Source organism: Polaromonas sp. P1_F1 (genome assembly GCF_056405795.1).
Window position 1 is genome coordinate 77,163 of the sequence record NZ_JBFUBJ010000010.1, and the last position, 22,576, is coordinate 99,738.

Annotated in this window: 23 protein-coding genes; 14 read left to right on the top strand and 9 right to left on the bottom strand. The window is 63.4% G+C overall.

Annotated elements, in window-relative coordinates:
* Positions 1 to 83: 83 nt before the first annotated feature.
* Positions 84 to 515 (top strand): Lrp/AsnC family transcriptional regulator, encoded by a 432-nt coding sequence (locus AC1DZE_RS21305; RefSeq protein ID WP_477669432.1) that lies wholly within the window; start codon positions 84 to 86, stop codon positions 513 to 515.
* Here AC1DZE_RS21305 and AC1DZE_RS21310 read toward each other — a convergent pair.
* The 3 genes from AC1DZE_RS21310 to trhO all read right to left on the bottom strand — a co-directional run bounded on the left by AC1DZE_RS21310 (position 512) and on the right by trhO (position 2,913).
* Positions 512 to 991: a GNAT family N-acetyltransferase gene (locus AC1DZE_RS21310; RefSeq protein WP_477674743.1), complete on the bottom strand. Its 480-nt coding sequence runs from the start codon at positions 989 to 991 to the stop codon at positions 512 to 514. The two genes, AC1DZE_RS21305 and AC1DZE_RS21310, sit on opposite strands and share 4 nt — an antisense overlap.
* A gap of 300 nt (positions 992 to 1,291) precedes the next feature.
* Positions 1,292 to 1,945 carry a glutathione S-transferase gene (locus AC1DZE_RS21315; protein WP_477700511.1) on the bottom strand — a complete coding sequence of 218 codons (654 nt, stop codon included), beginning with the start codon at positions 1,943 to 1,945 and terminating at the stop codon, positions 1,292 to 1,294.
* 20 nt (positions 1,946 to 1,965) lie between these two features.
* Positions 1,966 to 2,913, bottom strand: coding sequence for an oxygen-dependent tRNA uridine(34) hydroxylase TrhO (trhO, locus tag AC1DZE_RS21320; protein ID WP_477700512.1), 948 nt, complete (start codon positions 2,911 to 2,913; stop codon positions 1,966 to 1,968).
* A gap of 369 nt (positions 2,914 to 3,282) precedes the next feature.
* On the opposite strand from trhO, the gene AC1DZE_RS21325 reads away from it, so the two are divergent.
* The gene (locus AC1DZE_RS21325) at positions 3,283 to 4,530 is read left to right on the top strand and encodes an extracellular catalytic domain type 1 short-chain-length polyhydroxyalkanoate depolymerase (protein WP_477700513.1); all 1,248 of its coding nucleotides are present in this window, start codon (positions 3,283 to 3,285) and stop codon (positions 4,528 to 4,530) included.
* A 79-nt stretch (positions 4,531 to 4,609) separates the two neighbouring features.
* On the opposite strand, the gene AC1DZE_RS21330 is transcribed toward AC1DZE_RS21325, so the two are convergent.
* The 3 genes from AC1DZE_RS21330 to AC1DZE_RS21340 form a co-directional block, all read right to left on the bottom strand.
* On the bottom strand, positions 4,610 to 5,521 hold the full coding sequence (locus tag AC1DZE_RS21330) for an alpha/beta hydrolase (RefSeq protein ID WP_477700514.1): 912 nt from the start codon (positions 5,519 to 5,521) through the stop codon (positions 4,610 to 4,612).
* A gap of 111 nt (positions 5,522 to 5,632) precedes the next feature.
* A complete protein-coding gene (locus AC1DZE_RS21335) occupies positions 5,633 to 5,938 on the bottom strand; it encodes an EF-hand domain-containing protein (protein WP_477674000.1) in 306 nt (101 codons plus the stop codon).
* A 64-nt stretch (positions 5,939 to 6,002) separates the two neighbouring features.
* Positions 6,003 to 6,542, bottom strand: a complete 540-nt coding sequence (locus tag AC1DZE_RS21340; RefSeq protein WP_477674001.1) for a hypothetical protein — start codon at positions 6,540 to 6,542, stop codon at positions 6,003 to 6,005.
* 280 nt (positions 6,543 to 6,822) lie between these two features.
* Here AC1DZE_RS21340 and ompR point away from each other — a divergent pair, with 280 nt between their 5' ends.
* On the top strand, positions 6,823 to 7,572 hold the full coding sequence (gene ompR / locus AC1DZE_RS21345) for an osmolarity response regulator transcription factor OmpR (RefSeq protein ID WP_477674002.1): 750 nt from the start codon (positions 6,823 to 6,825) through the stop codon (positions 7,570 to 7,572).
* 10 nt (positions 7,573 to 7,582) lie between these two features.
* A complete protein-coding gene (locus AC1DZE_RS21350; protein WP_477700515.1) occupies positions 7,583 to 8,917 on the top strand; it encodes an ATP-binding protein in 1,335 nt (444 codons plus the stop codon).
* A 109-nt stretch (positions 8,918 to 9,026) separates the two neighbouring features.
* On the opposite strand, the gene AC1DZE_RS21355 is transcribed toward AC1DZE_RS21350, so the two are convergent.
* Positions 9,027 to 9,656, bottom strand: a complete 630-nt coding sequence (locus AC1DZE_RS21355; protein ID WP_477673774.1) for an NADPH-dependent F420 reductase — start codon at positions 9,654 to 9,656, stop codon at positions 9,027 to 9,029.
* Between the two features lie 106 nt (positions 9,657 to 9,762).
* On the opposite strand from AC1DZE_RS21355, the gene AC1DZE_RS21360 reads away from it, so the two are divergent.
* A complete protein-coding gene (locus AC1DZE_RS21360; RefSeq protein WP_477673773.1) occupies positions 9,763 to 10,692 on the top strand; it encodes a LysR family transcriptional regulator in 930 nt (309 codons plus the stop codon).
* Between the two features lie 96 nt (positions 10,693 to 10,788).
* Complete coding sequence (locus AC1DZE_RS21365; protein WP_477669444.1) at positions 10,789 to 11,691, top strand: ketopantoate reductase family protein; 903 nt, start codon at positions 10,789 to 10,791, stop codon at positions 11,689 to 11,691.
* Positions 11,692 to 11,789: 98 nt separating this feature from the next.
* Here AC1DZE_RS21365 and AC1DZE_RS21370 read toward each other — a convergent pair whose 3' ends face one another.
* The gene (locus AC1DZE_RS21370) at positions 11,790 to 13,385 is read right to left on the bottom strand and encodes an alkaline phosphatase D family protein (protein WP_477669445.1); all 1,596 of its coding nucleotides are present in this window, start codon (positions 13,383 to 13,385) and stop codon (positions 11,790 to 11,792) included.
* A 439-nt stretch (positions 13,386 to 13,824) separates the two neighbouring features.
* On the opposite strand from AC1DZE_RS21370, the gene AC1DZE_RS21375 reads away from it, so the two are divergent.
* Positions 13,825 to 14,637, top strand: coding sequence for a formate/nitrite transporter family protein (locus tag AC1DZE_RS21375; protein WP_477669446.1), 813 nt, complete (start codon positions 13,825 to 13,827; stop codon positions 14,635 to 14,637).
* 71 nt (positions 14,638 to 14,708) lie between these two features.
* Positions 14,709 to 16,454, top strand: coding sequence for a bifunctional protein-serine/threonine kinase/phosphatase (locus tag AC1DZE_RS21380; RefSeq protein ID WP_477673857.1), 1,746 nt, complete (start codon positions 14,709 to 14,711; stop codon positions 16,452 to 16,454).
* Positions 16,455 to 16,474: 20 nt separating this feature from the next.
* Here AC1DZE_RS21380 and AC1DZE_RS21385 read toward each other — a convergent pair whose 3' ends face one another.
* The gene (locus AC1DZE_RS21385) at positions 16,475 to 17,371 is read right to left on the bottom strand and encodes a LysR substrate-binding domain-containing protein (protein WP_477669448.1); all 897 of its coding nucleotides are present in this window, start codon (positions 17,369 to 17,371) and stop codon (positions 16,475 to 16,477) included.
* A gap of 107 nt (positions 17,372 to 17,478) precedes the next feature.
* Here AC1DZE_RS21385 and AC1DZE_RS21390 point away from each other — a divergent pair, with 107 nt between their 5' ends.
* The 6 genes from AC1DZE_RS21390 to AC1DZE_RS21415 all read left to right on the top strand — a co-directional run bounded on the left by AC1DZE_RS21390 (position 17,479) and on the right by AC1DZE_RS21415 (position 22,572).
* Entirely contained in the window at positions 17,479 to 18,459 is a 981-nt protein-coding gene (locus AC1DZE_RS21390) for a Bug family tripartite tricarboxylate transporter substrate binding protein (RefSeq protein WP_477674163.1), read from the top strand.
* A gap of 6 nt (positions 18,460 to 18,465) precedes the next feature.
* The gene (locus AC1DZE_RS21395; RefSeq protein ID WP_477700516.1) at positions 18,466 to 19,905 is read left to right on the top strand and encodes an N-acyl-D-amino-acid deacylase family protein; all 1,440 of its coding nucleotides are present in this window, start codon (positions 18,466 to 18,468) and stop codon (positions 19,903 to 19,905) included.
* A 211-nt stretch (positions 19,906 to 20,116) separates the two neighbouring features.
* Positions 20,117 to 20,515, top strand: a complete 399-nt coding sequence (locus AC1DZE_RS21400) for an MAPEG family protein (protein ID WP_477673790.1) — start codon at positions 20,117 to 20,119, stop codon at positions 20,513 to 20,515.
* Positions 20,512 to 21,159: an SDR family NAD(P)-dependent oxidoreductase gene (locus AC1DZE_RS21405; protein WP_477673789.1), complete on the top strand. Its 648-nt coding sequence runs from the start codon at positions 20,512 to 20,514 to the stop codon at positions 21,157 to 21,159. The genes AC1DZE_RS21400 and AC1DZE_RS21405 overlap by 4 nt, the downstream gene beginning before the upstream one ends.
* Positions 21,114 to 21,863: a cupin domain-containing protein gene (locus tag AC1DZE_RS21410; protein ID WP_477700517.1), complete on the top strand. Its 750-nt coding sequence runs from the start codon at positions 21,114 to 21,116 to the stop codon at positions 21,861 to 21,863. The genes AC1DZE_RS21405 and AC1DZE_RS21410 overlap by 46 nt, the downstream gene beginning before the upstream one ends.
* Positions 21,838 to 22,572: a Crp/Fnr family transcriptional regulator gene (locus AC1DZE_RS21415; RefSeq protein WP_477669453.1), complete on the top strand. Its 735-nt coding sequence runs from the start codon at positions 21,838 to 21,840 to the stop codon at positions 22,570 to 22,572. The genes AC1DZE_RS21410 and AC1DZE_RS21415 overlap by 26 nt, the downstream gene beginning before the upstream one ends.
* Positions 22,573 to 22,576: the final 4 nt, after the last annotated feature.

Below are 22,576 nucleotides of genomic sequence, written 5' to 3' on the forward strand. Positions count from 1 at the left end.
AGCGATAATTTAGACAAATAGAAGATTTCTACCTTCTATTTGACTATTCATCTCCCATAACAGGGCGCGGCCCACCCCAACGCATGAACCTTGACGCCATAGACCAGATATTGCTCAGCGAGCTGCGTGAAAACGCGCGTTGCCCGGTGGCCTTGCTCGCCCGCAAGGTGAGCCTGTCGCGCACGGCAGTGCAGGCCCGCATAGAGCGGCTGGAGCGTGACAAGGTCATCACCGGTTACGGCGTGCGCACCGGCGACGCCTATGAGCAATCGCAGGTAGCCGCCCACGTGATGCTCACCGTCGGCCCCAAGCTGTCGGGCCCGGTCGAGGCGGCGCTGCGCAAGATCCCCGAGGTCCGCTCACTGCTCTCGGTCAGCGGCACCTTCGACATGATCGCCATCGTGCAGGCCGGCTCGATCGAGCGGCTGGACGCGCTGATCGACGGCATTGGCCTGCTCGACGGGGTGGAGCGCACCAATACCTCAGTGGTGCTGTCTACGCGGATTCACCGCTAGGCCGCTTGAAGCCGACCCTCAACTGACTTGCGAAAGAAAATCTGCCGGCCGTTCCAGCGTTTTGACATGGCGCTAAACCCGAGGCCCGTATAGATTCTGGTCGAAGCCGCATTGAACTCGTTCGTGTCCAGGCACACGCTGGCGCAGCCGGCCTGGCACGCATGCGCCAGTGCGAACTCGATGAGCGCCTTGCCCGTACCCTGCCTGCGAACGGACGGGTCAACAAACAGGTCTTCAATGGTGGCCTCGGTGCCGCTGGCCCACATGGAATGGCGATAGCGTTGCAGCACGTAACCCGCGGCTTGGCCGTGAACCATGGCGATGAAGAATTCCGCGTCTTGCGACCCAAGCAACTTGCGGACGCTGTCGCCAAACTGGGCGTCCGAGGGCGTGTGCCGCTCCAGATGGTTGCGAAAGGCGACGGCCATGGCCACGATGGCTGGCTCGTCTTGCGGGGTGGCGATTCGGATGTGCATGGTGAGTGGCTGGCGTCGTGAAGTGGCGAAAGGGAAACCGGCAGAGCTGACTGTTTGTTGCTGCTGTTGCTTCCTCACAGTCTGCAGGAGCAGCCCCCACGCGATCCAGCGGTTTTGCAAGGTTTTGGTTGCGCTTTACGTTGAAAGTCCTTGTTCCGGTACATGCCTGCAAAAGGCAAATCAAACCGCAAGCCCCCGGCAGCAGTTTTTTCCGATTCCCCCAAATCTCAGGCACAAAATTGCTGCCAAGCCCAATGAAGGCGAGCGCAAGAAGCTATTGATTTGATAGCGACTGAAGCTTCATGCTGTGCCCGCCTGCCATGGCGCATGCTTGTCCATCACGCCGGCATATAGCGCGCTGGCTTCAAAGTGCGCCAGCCAGGCTAGCAGTTGCGGCCAGGGCTGGCCTGCAAACCAGGCGGGGTCGGTATGCGCGAACTGGCGCACAAATGGCAGCAGCGCCATGTCGGCCAGGCTGGCGCGTGCGCCAAACAGCCACCCGCCTGCCAGCATGCCGTCCAGCTTGAGCAGCCATGCCGCACCCAGGCCGCGCTGCAGCTGCGCAAAAGCCTCGGTATTGCCTGCGGATTCTTCGGTGTAGCGATTCGGGTATTTGTAGCGGTCCAGGCTGCGCTTGAAAGCACCGTCGTTGCCGGCAATCAGCGCGAGCATGTCATCGATGGAACCCTTGGGTGGTGAGAGCCAGCCCTCGGGATCATTGCGCCGCAGTGCCCACAGCATCACGTCCAGGCTTTCATCAATGACTTCGCCGCCGGGCAGCACCAGCACGGGCACCGTGCCTTTGGGTGACGCGGCCAGCATTGGCATGGGTTTGTTCTTCAACACGACTTCGCGCAGCTCGTGCGGCTCGCCACTCACGGCCAGCGCCAGCCGCGCGCGCATGGCATACGGGCAGCGGCGAAAGGAATACAGGACGGGCAGGGAGCTGTTCATGGCCTGAGACACCAGGTACTTCAGGTGCCGGATTGCCGCACGCCGATGTGCGCGGCATTGCGCGCTTCGGCCAGCTCGACCTGGCGCTGGCGCTCGCGGTAGCCGGTTTTCTGTTCTTCCGTGGTCTTTGCATGGCAGTGCGCGCAGCTCACGCCCAGCTCGTACAGCGGCGACTGGCGGTCTTCTTCGCTCAGCGGATCGCGGCACGAGCGGCACAGCGTGAAGGCGCCGGGCTTGAGGCCGTGGCCGACGGACACACGCTCATCAAACACAAAACATTCGCCTTCCCAGGTGCTTTGCGCCTCGGGCACGGTTTCCAGGTATTTAAGGATCCCGCCTTCGAGGTGGTAGACCTCTTCAAAGCCTTTGGAACGCAGCAGCGCGGTGGACTTTTCGCAGCGGATGCCCCCGGTGCAGAACATGGCCACCTTCGGCTTTTTGCCGTCATGCGCCGCCAGCTTGCCGCCTTCGGCCATTTCGCGCTCTACCCAGCCGGGCAGCTCTGAAAAGCTGCTGGTGTGCGGGTTGATGGCGCCGTGGAAGGTGCCGATGGACACCTCGTAGTCGTTGCGTGTATCGACCAGCACCACGCCCGGTTCGTTGATCAGCTGATTCCATTCCTGCGGCTTGACGTATTCGCCGGCCATCAGCGCGGGGTGGACTTCCGGCACACCCATGGTGACGATCTCTCGCTTGAGGCGCACCTTCATCCGGTAGAAGGGCATGGACTCAGCCCATGCTTCCTTGTGCTCCAGCTTCGCCAGGCGCGGGTCACTGCGCAGATAGGCCAGCACCGCGCGCACGCCGCCTTCCGGCCCGGCAATCGTGCCGTTGATGCCTTCTGCCGCAAGCAGCAGCGTGCCCTTGACACCATGGGCCTCACACTGCGCCAGCAGCGGCGCCTGCAGCTCGGCGAAATCGGGCAGCTCAACGAACTGGTAAAGGGCGGCGGTCAGGAATTCGGGCATGAGAAAACAGGCGAAAAGCGAAAAGAAATGTGCGGTCGTTCAAAAGAGGGCAAACAGGGCAAAGGCCGGAAAGCACGAAAAGACTCTAAATGGTGCGTGTACGCGCTGAAATGGCGCTGATAACGCGCCGAAATGGTACAAGCGCTCCCAGGCTCCATCGTAGCGGCTCGGGTTTTAGCATTTTGTAACCCCGATTTTGTGACGGAAAGCGCCGAATTCAATGTTTTATGGCCATGCTGGTAGACATTTTGTTGCAATGCAGCAAAATGACCGTGTACTTATTGATCTGGCGCAAATCCCTTCCTGGAAATCAAAGTAGACGCAGACCTCGAACCGACCCCAGATGGCCCCACCACTTTTTGTCAAACCATGTCCAGAAGCATAAGCAGTCTTTGGCTTAAAAGCATGCGCCGCATGGGCAAGGCCCAGCAGGCGCAGGGCTTGCGGCTGTTTGAAAGCCTGCTTCCCAAGGTCACGCCGGCGTTGCCTGCCACCACAACGCCGCGCCGGCGCAGGCCCGGGGTCAAGCTGTTGAAACCGGTGGTTGTCCGGCCCGCCAAAAAAGCCCGCCGGCCCACGGCGGCACAGGCCCGCGCCGCAGCCGGGTTGCCCGGCACCTGGCGCAAGGCCTGGTTTACCTTGCCCGGGGACGGCTTGCTGACGGATTCCCGGCGCATGCTGTATTGGCTGTATCTTCCTGCCGCGGCCGCTACGGCCACTACGGCCATTACTGCCGGGGTTCCCGATGCCCCTGCAGCACCGCGCCCGCTGGTGGTCATGTTGCACGGCTGCCAGCAGACGGCGGCTGACTTTGCAGCGGGCAGCCGCATGAACGAACTGGCCGAGCGCAAGGGTTTTGCGGTGCTGTACCCCCAGCAATCCAGTGCGGCCGACGCCCACCGCTGCTGGCACTGGTACAAGCGGGCCACACAAAACGGGGAGGGCGATGTGGGCGTGATCGCCGCCATGATTTCCCAGGTGCAGCAAAAACACGGGCTTGACGCTTCACGAACTTACGTGGCGGGCCTGTCGGCCGGCGCCGCGCTGGCGGCCATCGTGGCACTGCGCCACCCGGAGTTGATCGCGGCCGTGGGCATGCATTCCGCACCCGTGTTCGGCACCACCCACTCGCCCTTCAGCGCCTACCGGGCCATGCAACACGGCTCGGGCTCGTCTTACGATGCGGTGGCGCGCTTGTTTGCCAGCGACCAGCCGGCGTTCCCGGGCATGCCGGCCATCCTGATCCATGGCGACAACGATGCCGTGGTGCGGCGGGTGAACGCCGAGCAGCTGGCCGAGCAGTTCGAAATCATCAACAACCCGGTCATTACCCAAAATGCGGCCCGCCTCGAGCCGGTGGTTCGCCGTTACCCCGAGCGCCGCAGCGGCAGGCGGCCACGCCATGCCTACCAGACCACGACCTGGTACGCCGGCCGCAAGCCGCAGCTGGTGAAGTGCGACGTAGATGCCCTGGGCCACGCCTGGAGCGGCGGAGACGCCAGCATGGAATACAGCGAGCCTGAAGGCCCCGACGCCACGCTGATGATGTGGACGTTTTTCACCTACCACCGCCGCAATGCCGCTCCGGCCGCGGCAGAGCCTGGTGCGGCGAAGTAGCTGAGCCTGATTCGCTATCAAATAAATAGCGTCTTGCGCCCGTTTACTGCGGGCTGCAGCCTGTATTTACTTAAATCCATCAGCGCGGCAGCAGCCCCGCCATAAAGCCGTCTACCGCATCGGTATACCCGCCGGGCAGGCCCAGCGTGGTGTTGACCTGTTCGTGCGTCAGGTCTTGCGGCAGCACGCTGGCCCGCACGCCTTTGGCCGTCACTTTCGCAGCAAAGTCACGCGACTGTGCGCAGGGGTCATCCGCCCGTTGTGTCGAGCAGACCAGCAGCATCGGCGTGGCGTCAGCCGCCAGCACGCTGGTGGGCGACACAGTGCGCCAGTAGGCCGGGTCAGTGCCAAATACGCGGTCATAAAACCGCATGTGCCGCGCTTTCATGATGCGCTCAAGGTCCAGCGCGGCGCTGTCAAGTGCCACAGTGCCTAGCCACGGCCTGGCGCCTGACGTATAGGCCAATGCCGGCGAGGCACCCAGCAGTGCCACCAGGTGTGCGCCCGCCGAATGCCCCATAAGAATGACCTTGGCCGGATCGCCACCCCACGAGGCGGCCATGGCCTGCGTCTTGGCCAGGGCACTGGCCACATCGCGCGCCTGCACCAGCGGGTCAACCTGCGGCGACAGGCGATAGCCCACCGACACCAGGATGTAGCCCTTCTGTTTGACCCACCAGGCCACCTTGTTGTCGGTCACGTTGGCCATCGCCTTGTTGCCCACCATCCAGGCACCGCCGTGCACCATGACGATGACCGGTGCGTTGGCTGCCGGCTGCTGCGGCAGGTAGGCATCCATGCGCTGGCGCGGGTCTGTGCCGTAGGCGATATCGGGGATTTGGCGCACACCGGCCGGTACGGTGGATCTGGCGGTTTTTCTCGCCAGGCGGCCGCTGTCCTGCTGGGCAGGTGCCGGCCCGGCGTAGAGAACCGCGGTGAGCACCAGCGCAAGCGTCGGCCAGTGCGTGAGGAGGCGAGGGGCAAGGGACATGTCATGGCTCCAGTGGTATTGCGGCGGGCAGGCCGGACAGCATATCCGGCCCGCCTCTGACCTTGTGCGTCAACGATGGGTCAGGCATTCGGGCGGCGCGATGCGCAGTCATTAGCCAGCCGGTTTGCGCGAGCCTTTTTTCGATGTCACAAAGGTCTCGATGTCGGTCAGCGAGATAGTGCCTGCATGGCTGGCGTCGATGGCGTCAAAGTTTTTGTACACCTTGGGCATTTTTGCCTGCGCCTCCTCGCGGGTCAGCTTGCCGTCCTTGTTGGTGTCGGCCGCTTCAAAGCGTTTTTGCAGTTCGGTGCGGGCCTTTTCCAGTCGGGCGGCGTTGGGTGCCTGGGCATGGGCTGCGGTACCTAGTGCCAGCAGACCAATGATTGAAAGTGCGCGGAGATTGAACGAAGGGGTCATGAGAGTGCTCCAGATGAAGGTTGAAAATTTTGAAAATTGAATTCGGTAAAAAGCCCAGCCCCGCTCAGCGCGACGGGCAACTCATCGCCGCACCGGCGGCGTCGTAGCAGGTCGTGCTGCGGGTAACGCCGGTGGCCTGGTTGTAGGACGCCGTGCTTTGCACGCTGTTGCCGGTGGCGGCGCTGGTGGCGGTGGTGTTGCGGCTGGCGTTGACGGCGCCATCGGCGGTCTTGCTGCTGCTGCCGCTGCTTTGCACGCTGCCTTTGGCGCCGGTGGCAGCAAACTCTCCACTGCGCTGCGCCGAGCCGTCCGCGCTGCGGTTGGCCTGGCCGCTACGCACGGCGGTGGCGCCGTTGGGGCCTGTTGTGGAGGCGCTGCCCACGGTGCTGGCATTGCCTTGCCCGTCGGCGGTGGTGCTGCGGTTGCGCACCCGTGTGCCGCCTTGCGGGCCCTCGCGGGTGATCGCCCTGGTGGCGGTGGCGCTGCCATCGGCACTGGTCCGCACCACGTGGCGGCTGGCCGCTTCGGCGGGGGTGGCAAAACCTGCCGCCAGCAGGGTGCATGTAAGGGCGGTCAGGACAGTAGCAGAGAACATGGTTTTCATGGTGAACTCCTTGAAGGTTGACGTTGAACGGTGAAGCGTCTTGAGGTTCCGGCCGCATTGCAAGCGCCGTGATGCCACTGTGGCCGCCAGATGTGAGCCAGGCATGGCTGCAAGCGGCCTCTTGATGACAAGGCATGAACAAATCCCGGCTTTGTCATCGTTTGTCATGATTTGCCGGGCCGGTGGCCCCGCGCGGGCCGCTACCATGGGGCATCTTTCTTGCGGCGGGGTGTTTTCTTATGGTTGTTTTCAGCGCGCTTTTGCAAACAGGCCCTTCACAATGAGCGAGCCGCTAGCCCGGGTCCTGGTGGTCGACGACGAGGCCGACCTGCGCAGCCTGTTGCAGCGTTACCTGAGCGACCAGGGTTACGCCGTGCGCACACTCGAAGACGCCAAAACCCTGGACACCCTGCTGGCGCGCGAACGTTTTGACGTGCTGGTGCTCGACGTCATGATGCCGGGCGAAGACGGGCTGGCGGTGTGCCGCCGTCTGCGCGCACAGGGTGAAACCATTCCCATCGTCATGCTCACCGCTCGGGGCGACCCGGTGGACCGCATCGTCGGGCTGGAAATGGGCGCTGACGACTACTTGCCCAAGCCCTTCAATCCGCGTGAGCTGCTGGCCCGCATCCAGGCGCTGGTGCGCCGGCAGCGCATGCTGGGCGCGCACAGCGGCCCGTTGCCCGGCCAGGGCACGGTGCAGTTTGGCGCCTTTACCTTAAAGCTGGAAGCACGCCGGCTGGAAAAAAACGGCGAAGACGTGCCACTCACCACCGGTGAATTCAGCCTGCTGCAGGCGCTGGCCTTGCACCCCAACCGGCCGCTGGGCCGCGACAGGCTGATCGAGCTGGCCTATGGCCGCGACCACGAAGCCACCGACCGCAGCATCGACGTGCAGGTCATGCGCCTGCGCAAGCTGATCGAGGTAGACCCTTCCCAGCCGGCGCACATCCAGACCGTGTGGGGCGTGGGTTATGTGTTTGTGCCGGAAGGCGGTGCGGCAAAAAGCGGCAAGGCGGGCAAGCCGTGAGGCTATTTCCATGAAGCTGTTTCCGCGCAGCCTGTTCGGCCGCAATGTGCTGCTGATCGTGGTGCTTATCGTGGTGGGCCAGCTGGCCAGCGCGCTGCTGGTGCGCCAGCTGATCATCAAGCCCCGACTGGCGCAGCTCTCGGTGGCGGTGGCGCGCAATGTCAGTTCCATCCGTGCCGGCCTGGCCGCCATGTCGCCCGCGCAGCGCGAGGCTTTTGTCGCGCAGTTCAACCGCCGCGCCATGCAGGGCATTGCCGATGACGACGAGGGTGACGGACGTGGCGAACGCCGGCTGCTGAGCCGGCTTGAGCGGCGCTTCGTCAATGAAGCCTCGCGCGGCATCGCGCTGGAAGGCGAGGGCTCCGAGATCATCTGGCGCCGCGAAGCCGGCGGCAGCCTGGCGGTGCGGCTGCGCCTGGACGGCGCCGACCATTGGGTCAACCTGCCCGGCGTGCTGCCGGCGCGTGAATTCACCGGCGCCTGGGTCGTGACATCGCTCGCCAGCGCCTTGCTGGCCTTGCTGGGCGCGCTGCTGATTCACCGCTACCTGAACCAGCCCCTGCGCCGCGTGATGGCTTCGGCGCACACGCTGGCGGGCGGCACCAGCCCGCAGCCGCTGCCCGAAGACGGCCCCACGGAAATCGCCGACCTGAGCCGCAGCTTTAACCAGATGGTGCGCAGCCTGGCCCAGGCCGACGACGAGCGAGCGCTAATGCTGGCCGGGGTGTCGCACGACCTGCGCACACCGCTGACCAAGCTGCGCCTGGGCATCGAGATCCTGCGCGACAAGGCCGAAAAAGCCGGTCAAGGCGACGATGAGCTGATGGCCCGAATGACACGCGGCGTGGAAGAAATGGACGCCATCATCAGCCAGTTCCTGGACTTTGCCCGCAGCACCGAAAGCGAAGCGCTGGCGCCGGTGGCGCTGGATGTGTTGGCGGCTGAGGTGGCGGCCGCCTCGGCCGGCCACGGCATGCCGGTGGCGCTGCAGGGCGGCAACCCGCCGCCGGTGCCCTTGCGCCCGCGTGCGATGCGCCGCGTGCTCACCAATCTGGTTGAAAACGCCTGGCGCCATGGCCTGCCGCCGGTCACGATGGCCACCGGTACGCAGGGCGATTCGGTCTGGATAGCGGTGACGGATCACGGCGCCGGCATTGACGCCGGGCAGGCCGAGGCCTTGAAGCAACCCTTTCGCCGCGCTGAAAGCACACGCACCGGCCCGCCGGGCGCCGGGCTGGGCCTGGCCATCGTGGACCGCATCGTGCGCGCGCACGGCGGCAAGTTTGAGCTGCTGCCTGCCGACGGCGGGGGCCTCTGCGCCCGGATCACGCTGCCGCGGGCCTGAAACACCCCAAAAAAAGGCCTCGAAAGGCCTTTTTTGAGTGTCAAAACGGGCTGCAGGCCAATAGAGACGAGCGCAAGCAGCTATTGATTTGATAGCGATTGCTGCGGCTTCACCCGAACTGCACCAGGTTGAGAATGGGCAGCGGGCCGCCGGGAAACTGCGCCAGGCGTCCACCCACGGCCAAAGTGCCGAGGTCGATTCCCGAGAACCCGAGCTGGCTGATCAGTGCCGCCACGGTCGCCTTTGCCTTGGCGTCGTCGCCCGAGAAAAACAGCACGCGTTTGCCGCCCTGGTCGGCGGGGTCAGTGGCCAGCAACTGGGCGACCAGGTGGTTAAAGGCCTTCACCACGCGCGCGCCGGGCACCAGCTCGGCAAACACTTCGCTGGAGGCGCGGCCGTTCAACTCAACGGGCCGGAGAGGAGGGCCTTCGACCGCGTTGTTGGCGTCAATGACGACACGGCCGCCAAAGTTGGGCAAACCGGCCAGCGCTTCAGGCAGGCGGCCCCAGTTGACGGCCACCAGCACGATGTCTTTTGTGGCGGCTTCCTTGACGGTGCCGGCGTGGATGGTGGGGCCGAGTTCGCGCACGATGTCTTTGAGCGAGTCCGGGCCGCGGCTGTTGGACAGCGTGGCATGGATGCCCTGGCGGGCCAGGGTTTTGGCAAATGCCGTGCCGATGGCGCCGGCACCGATGATCCCGATGCTGGGGGTGCTGGATGGGGTTGAGGGGGTAGACATAAATTCACTCCTTGGTTGTTGATGGGTGAATGATGGGTTTTTGATTGCCTTTTGATAAGCAGGTAATTGATTGAATTATTTTCAATCATTGCTTTAAGATGGGGAAATGGAAACCCTGGCCAACCTCGAATCGTTTATTCGCAGCGCCGAAGGCCGCAGCTTTTCTGAGGCGGCACGGCGCTTGGCCCTGACGCCTGCCGCCGTCAGCCGCAACGTCGCCATGCTGGAGCGAAACCTGGGCGTGCGACTGTTTCAGCGCTCGACCCGCAAACTCACGCTGACCGAAGCCGGTGAACGCTTCCTGGTCTCGATCAGCGGCAACCTCAACGCGCTGCAGTCCGCCATCGCGGCCATCTCCAGCGACAGCGGCGCCCCCGCAGGTCAACTCAAGGTCAGCATGTCGCCCACCTTTGGCATCGACTACATCGTGCCGCTGCTGCCGGCCTTCCTGGACCGTTATCCGCTCATACGTCCTGACTGGTACTTTGAAAACCGCCCGGTCGACCTGATCGCCGAGGGGTATGACGCGGCCATCGGCGGCGGCTTTGAGCTGTCGCCAGGCGTGGTGTCGCGCGCACTGGCCCCGATCCACCTGGTCGCCGTGGCATCGCCCGCCTATATGGCAGGCCAGCAGGCCCCGGCCGACCCCGCGGGCCTGGCCGGGCTCAAAGGCATCGCCCTGCGTTCCAGCGGAACGGGCCGGGTTCGCCAGTGGGTCATGCGCAATGCGGCCGGCGCGGAAGTTCCGGCAGGTTTCATGGATTCGGTGGTGGTGAACGACCCGACGGCCATGCGCGCGGCAGCGTTGCTGGGCCTGGGCGTGACGCTCGTGGCTTTGCCCGATGTACTGCCTTTGCTGGAGCGCGGTGAACTCGTCAGGGTGCTGCCGCAGTGGTATGTCGATGCCGGCGTGATCTCGATTTACTACGCCACGCGCAGCCAGATGCCTGTCAAGACGCGGGTGTTCATCGATTTTGTGGTCGAGGCCTTCGAGCGCGACCAACTGGCCCGGCGCTTTACCGGCGGCCCGGGCTAAGAGGCCCGGTCGCCGGCAAGGGCGGCAGACTTCGCCCACAATTCCTTTTTACGTTTCCCCTTCCGTTTCCGTATCTCATTGAAGGCAAAGACACCCATGACCCAATCCCTCAAAGCCGCCGTGATGGGCGCAGGCGCCGTTGGTTGTTATTACGGCGGCATGCTGGCCCGTGCGGGGCTTGACGTGGTGCTGATCGCCCGGCCCCGGCATGCTGACGCCATTCAGAGTGACGGCCTGCACATGGAAACCCGCACTTTCGACGAACACGTGCGCCTGGCCGCCAGCAGCGAACCCACCGCCGTGCAGGGCGCCGGCCTGGTGCTGTTCTGCGTGAAGTCCACCGACACCGAAGCGGCCGGTGCATTGATCCGGCCGCACCTGGCGCCGGATGCGCTGGTGCTCTGCCTGCAAAACGGCGTCGACAACGCCGACCGCCTGCGCACTGTGCTGCCGCAGCATGCAGTGGCTGCCGCCGTGGTGTACGTCGCTACCGAAATGGCCGGCCCCGGCCACGTCAGGCACCACGGCCGCGGCGAGCTGGTGATTGAGCCGGCCAGCCGGAGCGAGGCCGTGGCCCAGGCCTTCATCGCAGCCGGTGTGCCGGTTGAAATCTCCAGCAATGTGCGCGGCGCGTTGTGGGCCAAACTCATCCTCAACTGCGCTTACAACGCCGTCTCGGCCATCGCGCAGCTGCCGTACGGCAAAACCGTGCAGGGCGAGGGCGTGAAAGACGTCATGCGCGACGTGGTGGCCGAATGCCTGGCCGTGGCAGAGGCCGAAGGCGTGCAGGTGCAGGGCGACATGCACCTGGCCGTGGACAAGCTGGCCGGCAGCATGCCCAACCAGTTGTCATCCACCGCACAAGACCTGGCGCGCGGCAAACCCACCGAGATCGACTACCTCAACGGGCTGGTCGTCAGGCGCGGTGAAGCGCTGGGTGTGGCCACGCCGGCGAACCGGGTGTTGTGGGCGCTGGTGAAGTTAATGGAAGGCAAGTGACGCATTCAGTTGCTGCCGGCCAGTGCACCAGAGCACTGCCGACGCAGCGAAGCTGACTGCGCTACCGCGGCTTTGACGCGGCCTCGTGTTTCAGCCGGTCAGGCGCGTTGCGGCGCCAGTGTCTTGGTGTAAAGCGACGCGCCGGCCAGGTCTTTCAAGGTGACTGTCATGGCCCTGGTTTTCGCGTCGATGTCGACCTGGCCAAAGAACTGCATGCCGTTGGTGGGTGGCGCGTTCACTTCGGTGGGGGCTTTCTGGTACATCACCTGCATGCCGAAGGTGGCGTCGGTTTTGTTGGGCCCAAATCCACCGGCGTTGAGCGGACCCGACACAAACTCCCAGAATGGCGAAAAATCATTGAACCTGGCCTTGGCCGGGTCGAAATAATGCGCGGCGGTGTAGTGAACATCGGCCGTCAGCCACACCACATTCTTGATGCCGGCACGCTTGATCTCGCGCAGCAGGCGCGCAATTTCGATTTCGCGACCCAGGGGGACGCCATCGTCACCGTTGGCGATGGCTTCCCAGCGGCTGCGGCCGTCGCTGTCTTTGCCATCGTCCACATGCAGGCTGATGGGCATGTCGGCGGCGATCACTTTCCAGACCGATTTTGAGCGCTTCAGGCCGTCCAGCAGCCAGGCAACTTGAGGGCGGCCCATAAAGGCGCTTTCTTCGGTTTCGCTGGTTTGCAGGTTATGGCTGTTGGGACCGCGATAGCTGCGCATGTCGACCACAAACATGTCCAGCAGGGGGCCTTGGGGCAAATGGCGGTACACACGCTCACTCTCCACGTCGGCGGTACGGCGTATGGGCGCAAATTCATGAAAGGCCCGGGTGGCGCGCGCCACCAGCAAGGGCACATTCTTTTCGGTGTAACGCTTGTCGGCACCGAAGTCTTTGGAGTCAGACCAGTTATTGGCCACCTCGTGGTCATCCCATTGCCAGATTTGCGGCACTTCAGCTGCCATGCGGCGCACATTGGTGTCCATCAGGTTGTAGCGATAGCGGCCGCGGTACTCGTTGAGTGTTTCCGCGACCTTGCTGACCTCTTCGGTGACCACGTTGTTCCAGAGGGAACCATCAGCAAGCTTGACCTGCGCCGTGATGGGACCATCGGCGTAAATCGTGTCGCCACAATGCAGGAAGAAGTCAGGGTTGACCTTTCGCATCTGCTCGTAGATTTTCATGCCGCCCCATGCCTCGTTGATGCCCCAGCCTTGCCCGGCCGTATCGCCACTCCATGTGAAGCGCACGTCGCGTACAGCCTTGGCCCCTGCGCCGGCAGGCAGACGCAGGTGGCCGGCCACGGCTTCAGACAGCACACGTTCGTTATGCAGGTCTTGCAGCACCACCCGGTAGAAAATTTCCTGGCCCGCCGGCAGGCCCGTCAGGTCCACGCGCCCGGTGAAGTCGGTGTCGTCCATCAGGTAAGGGCCCCGCACGCGCGTGGCATTGGTAAAACTGGCGGTCGTTGCCCACTCGAGCCAAAGGCGTGAAGGCCGGTCGCTGCGGGTCCATATCACCGCGCCGTCCGCTTTTGGGTCGCCACTTTGAACCCCGTGGGCCATTTGGGGCCGCATGGCTTCGCGCGTGATGAGGGCAGGGGCTGACTGCGCCTTGGCGAGGCGGGGAAGCACCATGGCCGAGCCTCCCAACACGGCAGCAGTCGAATTAACAAATTGTCGGCGATCCATGGGTTTCTCCAGAAAAAGTAGTGGCGTTGGAGCGCCTATTCTTTTGGCAGGACATGTCAGCTTCATGAATCATCTGCCCGTCGAAAAGCTGTGGTGCTGCCGGGTGCGCATCGTCCAAGCCAGCGCCTGGGTGGCCAGACGATGTAACGGTTGGCACCAAAATATTTGTCAATGGCGTTGAAATGCACAAATTTGGGGCGACGCAATCGCCTCCGCAGTGCCTCCGGGGGCCAGCAAGGCCGGATCCGCGGTGTTTTGCTAGCGGCACGGTATGTGCTTGCATCCCTGAGGTCAGGCTGACGAAGGCCTGCGCAGGGTAAAGCGAGCTTCGCGGTGCCCAATCGATCTGAATGGATAACGGCGTCCACTTCGGTCTTCAATCTTTTTGAAGATCTCGAAGTGGATTTTTTTTTGGCAAAACAGGATTTAGAGGGATCGTATGGCTTATTTAGTGCCTTCGGAATTTGTGACCAAGATGGTGGATGCGGGTGAATCCAAAATCTTCATGTCTACCCGCGACACCGTGATCCGGGCCTATATGGCCGGCGCCATCCTGGCGCTGGCGGCCTGGTTCGCCGTCACCATCAACGTGCAAACCGGCCAGCCGCTGCTGGGCGCCGTGCTGTTTCCGGTCGGTTTTGTCATGCTCTACCTGTTCGGCTTCGACTTGCTCACCGGCGTGTTCGTGCTGTGCCCGCTGGCGCTGATCGACAAACGCCCGGGCGTCACGGTCAAGGGCGTTCTGCGCAATTGGGGCCTGGTGTTCACCGGCAACTTCCTGGGTGCCTTCACGGTGGCCGTGATGATGGCAATCTACGTCACCAACGGCTTTTCGACCGAGCCCAACGCCGTGGGCAAGGCCATCGGCGTTGTGGGCGAGAACCGCACGCTGGGCTACCAGAAGTACGGCGCCAACGGCATGCTCACATTGTTCGTGCGCGGCATGCTGTGCAACTGGATGGTGTCGGCCGGCGTGGTGGGGGCGATGATCTCCACCCAGGTGAGCGGCAAGGTGATCGCGATGTGGATGCCCATCATGCTGTTCTTCTACATGGTGTTCGAGCATTCCATCGTGAACATGTTCCTGTTCCCGTCCGGCCTGCTGCTGGGCGCGCATTTCACCATCATGGACTACCTGATCTGGAACGAAATTCCGACGGTGCTGGGCAACCTGGTGGGCGGCCTGGCCTTCACCGGCTTGACGCTGTATGCCACGCACATTAAAACCGGACCGTCACGTTCCTTTAAATAATCTGCTTTCAAAACAAAAGCTCCCGCGCATGCAAGATACAAAGATGCGCGGGGGCTTTGCCGGTACCCCACATGTCCAGTGAACTGAAGATATCGGCAGGCCAGTATTCGGACAAGGGCCGCAAGGAAACCAACCAGGATTTCCACGGCATCTATGTACCCAAAGAGCCGCAACTGAGCGCCAAGGGCATTGCCATTGCATTGGCCGACGGCATCAGCAGCAGTGCCGTCAGCGACGTGGCCAGCCAGTACGCCGTCACCGGTTTCCTTGAGGACTATTACTGCACCTCGGAAGCCTGGTCGGTCAAGACATCGGCCGAGCGGATCCTGAGCGCCACCAACTCCTGGCTGCATGCGCAGACACAGAAAAGCCAGTACCGCTACGACAAGGACAAAGGCTATGTGTGCACCCTGAGTGCCATGGTCATCAAGTCGACCACTGCGCATATTTTTCATGTCGGTGATTCACGCATTTACCGCCTGCGCGGCAAGGCGCTGGAACAACTGACCAACGACCACCGTGTGTGGATTTCCCAGGGCCAAAGCTATCTGGGCCGCGCGCTGGGCTTCAAGCCGCAGCTTGAGATCGACTACCAGACCCAGCAGGTGGAGCAGGGCGACATCTTTCTTCTGGCCACCGACGGCGTGTATGAACACGTCAGCGAATACGACATGGCCGGCCTCATCCACATCTGTGCCGACGAGCCTGGCGGGCTGGATATGGCAGCCAAGTCCATCGTCGAAAAAGCCCTGGAGCGAGGCAGTGGCGACAACCTCACGGCACAAATTGTCCGCGTCGATGAGCTGCCCAACGGGCAGGCCGGCGAGCTGCTCCAGCAGCTGTCGGGCCTGCCGCTTCCGCCCATCCTGGAGGCCAGGACGCAGTTTGACGGCTACACCATCATCCGCGAAGTGCACGGCAGCAGTCGCAGCCACATCTACCTGGCCACAGACAACGAAACGGGTGCGCTTGTCATCCTGAAAACCCCGTCGATAGACCTGGGTGGCGACGCGGCCTACCTTGAAAGGTTTTTGACAGAAGAGTGGATCGCCCGGCGCATCAACAGCGCACATGTGCTGAAGCCCTATGTACCGACCCGAAAGCGCCACTATGTGTATGTGGCCACCGAATACATCGACGGGCAAACGCTGAGCCAGTGGATGATTGACAACCCCCGGCCCGGCCTGGAAGCCGTGCGTGGGCTGGTGGAGCAAATCGCCAAAGGCCTGCGCGCGTTTCACCGGCTGGAGATGCTGCACCAGGACCTGCGGCCCGAGAACGTCATGATCGACAAGACCGGTACGGCGAAAATCATTGACTTTGGATCAACCCGCGTAGCCAGCCTAGTGGAAGCAGATGCGCCCGGCGGGCACAACGACATCCTGGGCACGGCCCAATATTCGGCGCCGGAGTATTTTGTGGGCGAGGGCGGTACCACGCGCTCAGACCTGTTCTCACTCGGGGTCATCACCTACCAGATGCTGACGGGCAAGCTGCCCTACGGCGCTGAAGTGGCCAAATGCCGGACCCGGGCCGCGCAAAGCAAGCTGCGCTATGACTCGGTGCTGTACGAAGACCGTGACATACCCGCATGGATAGACGGCGTGCTGCGCAAGGCCGTTCACCCCGATCCCGCCAAGCGCTATGGTGAGCTGTCGGAGTTCTTGTACGACCTGCGTCACCCCAACCAGTCATTCCTGGACAAGACCCGTCCGGCCTTGCTTGAGCGCAACCCGGTGGCGTTTTGGCGGGGTGTTTCGCTGGTTCTGGCTGTGGTCGTTGTGGTGCTGGTGGCGCTCAAGTCTGCCGGCGGATAGGCCTGCAACTTGCCCTTGTCTCAGACCTGCCCAGCTGTCGCTTCCGCCAGCAGCCAGGTGCGAAATACCTTGAGGGCTTCAAGCCCGGCCGACTCTTCTGGATATACCAGGTAGTAGCCGCGCGTAGACACCCATTGTTTCTTCGAAAGCTGGCGCAAGCGGCCGGTGGCGACCGCATCCTTGGCCATGAAATCAGGCAGCAGCACTGCGCCCAGGCCCACCACCGCGGCATTCAGGGCCATCGACATCAACTCATAGCGTGGCCCCTCTTGCCCGGTGCCGATTTCCATGCCTGCGTAGTCGAACCACTTTTGCCAGGCGTCCAATACCGTTGTGTGGTGTACCAGGGCGGATAAAGGCGTTCGGGACGTCAGCGACTTTCCGTTTTTGGCTATCCATGCCGGTGCGGCATACGGAGCCATGGCCAGGGGCAAAACAAAGTCGTTGTGCAGGCCCGGCCGTTTCCCGTCGCCAAATTCGAGCGAGGCATCTACCGGCATGCTCTTGAAATCAACCGAGCCCACGCGGGTGGCGAAGTTAAGAGTGATTTCGCTGTACGCGCGGGTGAAGTCCGGCAGGCGCGGAATCAGCCAGTAGCTGCCCAGCGATGCGCCGACCGACAGCGTCAGCGAACCCCCGCGCCCTTTGAGTGCCATCACATTGGCCGTGGCGCGCTCAAGGCGCTGGAGAATGGCGCTGACTTCTTCCAGGTAATAGCGGCCGGCCTCCGTCAGGACCACCGCATCCCGGCGCCGCACAAACAGCTTGAGGTCAAGGCGGCTTTCAAGCGCCATGATCTGGCGGCTGACTGCGCCTTGTGTCAGGTGAAGCTCTTGCGCTGCTGCAGTAAAAGACCGCAGCCGCGCGCTGGCTTCAAGGCACAGCAGGGACATCGTGGAAGGCGCGCGTAGCATCATGGTGCATGAGAAAAAAACATGGAAGACGGACAAATTGTCGTTTGTAGCCAAAGATTTGTCCAAGCATCATTCAGTTTTCTCATTGATCAACCCTAAAGGTGGCCTTCATGACTGAATTTCAAGCAAGCCGGCGAGCGCTTCTCACGCTGGGTGCCGCGGCGATGGCAGCGTCGCCCCTGCTGGCGCGCGCCGCCTGGCCCGACCGGCCCATCCGGTTGATCGTGCCGTCTTCTGCCGGTGGCTCGCCGGACAACATTTGCCGCATCCTTACCGGCGAGTTGATGAAGACGCTGGGGCAGCCTTTTGTGATTGACAACAAGCCCGGCGCAAGCGGCAACATCGGCATGCAGGAGATCGTGCGGGCCGCACCGGACGGCTACACCCTGGGCTACGGCAACGTGGTCACGCTGGCGATCAACAAAGCCCTTTTCTCCAAACTCCCGTACGACCCCGACAAGCAACTGGTACCCGTGGCGTTGATCGGCTATGTGCAAAACGCGCTTGTCGTGCGCAACGACCTTGGCGTGAATAACGTGGCCGATTTGATTGCGCTGGCCAAATCCAGGCCCGGCAAGCTCAGCATGGCGTCTCCCGGCAACGGCACCACCGGGCACCTGGGGGGCGAGCTGTTCAAAAGCATGACCGGCACTTTCATGACCCACGTGCCTTACCGCGGCAGCCCGCAGGCGATTCAGGACCTGATGGGCGGCCAGGTCGACCTGATGTTCGACAACCTGTCGTCCATCGCGCCGCACATCAAGAGCGGCCGCGTCAAGGCGCTGGGCGTCTCAGGCCGGGCACGCAGCGTGCAGTTGCCCGACGTGCCCACCATCGGGGAGTCCGTTAAAGGCTATGAAACGACGGCCTGGGGCGGCATCGTGGCGCCGGCCGGTACACCGCGGGACATCGTGATGCGGCTCAACAGCGAAATCAACAAGGTGCTGGGGAATGCCACCGTCAATGAACGCTATGCCGCCATTTCCTTCGAAACCACCATGGGCCCACCCGACCGCCTGTTTGACCGCGCCATGCGGGAGACGCGGATGTGGGCGGATGTCGTCAAGCGCGCCGGCGTCCACCTGGATTGAACGCGCATGTTCGATGTCATCATTGAAGGCGGCGAGGTGATTGATGGAACTGGCGCGCCCCGCCTGCGTGCCGACGTGGGTGTATTCCAGGGCAAGATTGCTGCCATCGGCGACCTGGCATCTGCACCGGCAACAGAGCGCGTCAGTGCGCTTGGGCGCATCGTGGCGCCGGGCTTTATTGATACACACACCCATGACGACCGCTTGCTGCTGATGCCCACGGCGGGCCCGCACCCCAAGCTGTCGCAGGGCGTCACGACAGTCATAGCGGGCAATTGCGGCGTCAGCCTGGCCCCGCTGGAAACCGCCAACCCGCCAGCGCCGCTGGACATTCTGGGAACCGACGGCTGGGTCTACCGAAGTTTTGCGGCCTACCTCGACGCGCTGGCCCAGTCCAGCCTGGCCGTTAACGTGGCTTGCCTTGTTGGCCATTCCACGCTGCGGGTCAAGCACGTGGCAGACCTTGAAAGGGCCGCAACGCCTGAAGAGGCTGCTGCCATGGCGGCAGAACTCACGGCCGCACTAGACGCTGGGGCCATTGGTTTGTCGACGGGTTTGTACTATCCGCCCGCAAAAGCCGCGACGGCCGAAGAGGTGATTGCCGTAGGCGCACAGCTCAAGGCGGCGGGAGGCATCGTGGCCATGCACATTCGCGACGAAGGCGACGCCATTGACGAGGCGCTGCGCGAGGCCCTGCACATTGGCCGCGAGCTGGGTGTGGGCACCGTGATCTCCCATCACAAGCTGGTCGGCACGGCCAACCACGGCCGGTCTGTGCAGACATTGGCTCTGCTGGAGCAGGCCGCGCAAGGGCAAGCGGTGTGCCTTGACTGCTACCCCTACAACGCCTCGTCCACCATGCTGCTGCCGTCCCGTGTGAAGCAGTCCAGCGACGTGCTGGTGACCTGGTCGCAACCCGAGCCGGGTGTGGCCGGCCGTTCGCTGAAAGAGCTGGCGCGCGAACGCAACCAGACCGAAGAAGACGTGGCCCGTGCCTTGCAGCCGGCGGGGGCCATTTACTTCGCCATGAGTGAAGACGATGTCAGCCGCATCCTGAGCCACCCGATGGCCATGGTCGGCTCCGACGGCCTGGCGCATGACGTGCGGCCGCACCCGCGCCTGTGGGGCACTTTCCCCCGCGTGCTGGGGCATTACGTGCGCGAGAGAAAGCTCTTTTCGCTCGAGACAGCCATCTACAAGATGACCGGCCTCAGCGCCCGGCGCTTTGGCCTTACAGGCCGGGGAACGCTGGCGCCGGGCCATCACGCCGATATCGTCATCTTTGACCCGGACCGCGTGAACGCCAACGCGAGCTATGGGCATCCGACCGAGGTCAGCTCAGGTATTGATGCCGTTTTTGTTAACGGCCAGCTCGCTTGCCGCGATGGCAACACCGTATGCGCAGGTGCGGGCCAGGTGCTGCGCGGGCAGGGCGACGTGCCCTGATTGCGAGGGCTACTTCGCCAGCAGTTTGGTAATCACGCGCCAACGCTGGCTCCGCCGGCTTGATGGACAGCCGGTTGCCCTTGCGCAGGATGATCAGGTCTTCCAGATTTTTGTGGCTCTGTAGCAAAAGCTACAGAACGCTTTTCCCGGCGCGGCTATCTTCGCGTTCGTGCCCGCATTGCGGCATGTCACGAAGAAGGAAAAACCCATCATGTCCAAGGAAATCTACTGGCTGGCATTGACCCTGGCCGCTGCGGCGTTGTTCGCCTTGCCTTATGTCCTCAATCGCATCGCCGTGCGCGGGCTGGGCGGTACGCTGGCCAACCCGACCGCCACAGAAAAACCCCTTGTCGAATGGGCCCAGCGCGCACAGCGGGCCCAGGCCAATGCCACCGAAAACCTGGTGATTTTTGCGCCGGCCGTGCTGGCCGTGCAGGCCAGCGGCCGAGCCGATTCGGTGACGGCCATCGCCTGCGCCGTCTACTTTTTTGCGCGGCTCGTTCATTACCTGGTTTACACGCTTGGTGTTCCCGGCGCACGCACCCTTGCCTGGGCAGCGGGCTGGGCGGCCACACTGGTGTTGATCGGGCGCCTGCTGGGGGTGCTGTGAGCCGGCCCTTCGCACTCATCGCGGGAAGCGGTGGCGTGCTCGGCGAATCGCTCGCGCTGCAGTTCAGCGGGGCGGGGTACGAAGTGGCGGGCCTGCGGCGCGCAGATTGCGATCTGGCGGATGGTGACGCAGTGGCGCAAGCCGTCGCGGCCCTGGTTGAGCGCCACGGGCACATCGACACGCTGCTGTACAACGCGGGTCATCTGGCAGTTGCTCCTTTTCTTGAACTGGAGGCGAGTGCGCTGCGCGAGTGCCTTGAAGCCGGCCCTGTCGGGGCGGCGCACTGCGCCCGGGCCGTGCTGCCGGGCATGCTGGCCGTGGGGCGCGGCAACCTGCTCTTCACCGGCGCCACGGCTTCGCTGCGCGGTTCGGCCCGCTTCGCGGCCATGGCCGCGGGCAAATTTGCCCTTCGTGGGCTCGTGCAGTCACTGGCAAGAGAGTTCCAGCCGCAGGGCATCCACGTGGCCCACGTCGTGCTGGACGGCATGCTTCGCGGCTCTGCTGCCGCATCCCGCTACGCGGCAGCAGAAGCCCCGGTGATGGCGCCCGACGGCGTGGCTGCCAATTTCCTGTGGCTGGCGCAACAGGCGTGCACGGCATGGACGCAGGAGCTGGACCTGCGAACCGCGTCGGAGAAGTTCTGATGGAGCTGATGCACGTGAACGCCGACCGCACGGAGCCCGTCCTCCTACGGGCCGGGTCGCTGCCGTGGCTGCCGTCGCCGCAACCCGGGGTCGAGCGGCGCATGCTCGAGCGTACCGGTGCAGAGGTGGCTTTGGCAACGTCACTCGTGCGTTATGCGGCTGGTAGCCGGTTTGACGCGCATTCGCATGCGCTGGGCGAAGAGTTTTTTGTGCTTTGCGGCGTATTTTCCGACGAGCACGGCTCGTACGGCCCCGGTACCTATGTGCGCAACCCGCCGGGCTCCAGCCACAGGCCCTTCAGCGACGAGGGCTGTACCATTTTCGTCAAGCTGCGGCAGATGGACCCGCTTGAACAGCGCCGCGTCGTCATCCGTGCAGCAGACAGGCCCTGGGTGGATGCCGGAATCGCCCGGCATCGGCGTGCATTGCTGTACGAGGGCCCCAGGGAAACCGCATTCCTCGAACGGCTGGAACCGGGGTGTACCATGGCCGCGCAGTACGCGCATGGCGGTCAGGAAATGCTTGTCGTCGAGGGCTCGGTCCGTGTCGAAGCCGGCGACGATACGAACGCACGCGCTGCGGGTGCGCAGGACCTCGGCGCGGTGTGCTGGCTGCGAAATCCACACACCAGGCAGCCCGCCCTGGCCAGTTCTGAAGGTGCCCTGTTATGGATCAAGCGTGGCCACGTGGCACCGATGGTTTGACGGTGCGGCAGGTTGCCGCGAATGGAGCAATATGCAGGTCTTACGTGAACTTGCCCTTTTCGAGCCTTTCAGCCGCCTGAGTGCCGACGGCCGTAACCTGTTAACCCAGGGTGCGGTTCCAATGAGTGCACTGGCGGGAACAGGCATCATTCACAAGGGTCAGCCTGCCTCCGGCGCCTATGTCGTGCTGTCGGGCCGGCTGCGCGTGTACACCATCACGCCTGCGGGCACCGAGGCGACGCTGTATCTGGTGGAGCCCGGCGAGACCTGCGTGCTCTCGCTCAACTGCCTGTTCAACGATCTTCTTTATCCCGCCTGGGTTCAGGCCGACAAGGCGACGCGTGTCGCCGTCATCCCCGGTCCGTTGTACCGGCAGCTCTTCAAGCAGGAAGCGTGCATCCAGGACCTGACGCTGCATGCGCTCTCGACGCTTGTTTTCAGGTTGATGGCAGAACTCGATGCCGTTCATTCCTTCAACCACCGGCAACGCCTTGTGCATTTTGTGTTGCTGCACGCCTCGTCCGACGGGGTACTGAAAACGACACAGCAGCAGCTGGCAGGGCATCTGGGTACGTCGCGTGAAGTGGTGGCGCGGCTGATGCAGGGGCTGGTGGCCGAAGGTTTCCTGAAAAGCCAGCGCGGCCAGATCATCATCAAGGACCTCTTCGGGTTGCGCCGCCTGCAAAGCCTGCCGCAGTCCGGCGCCTGACAGG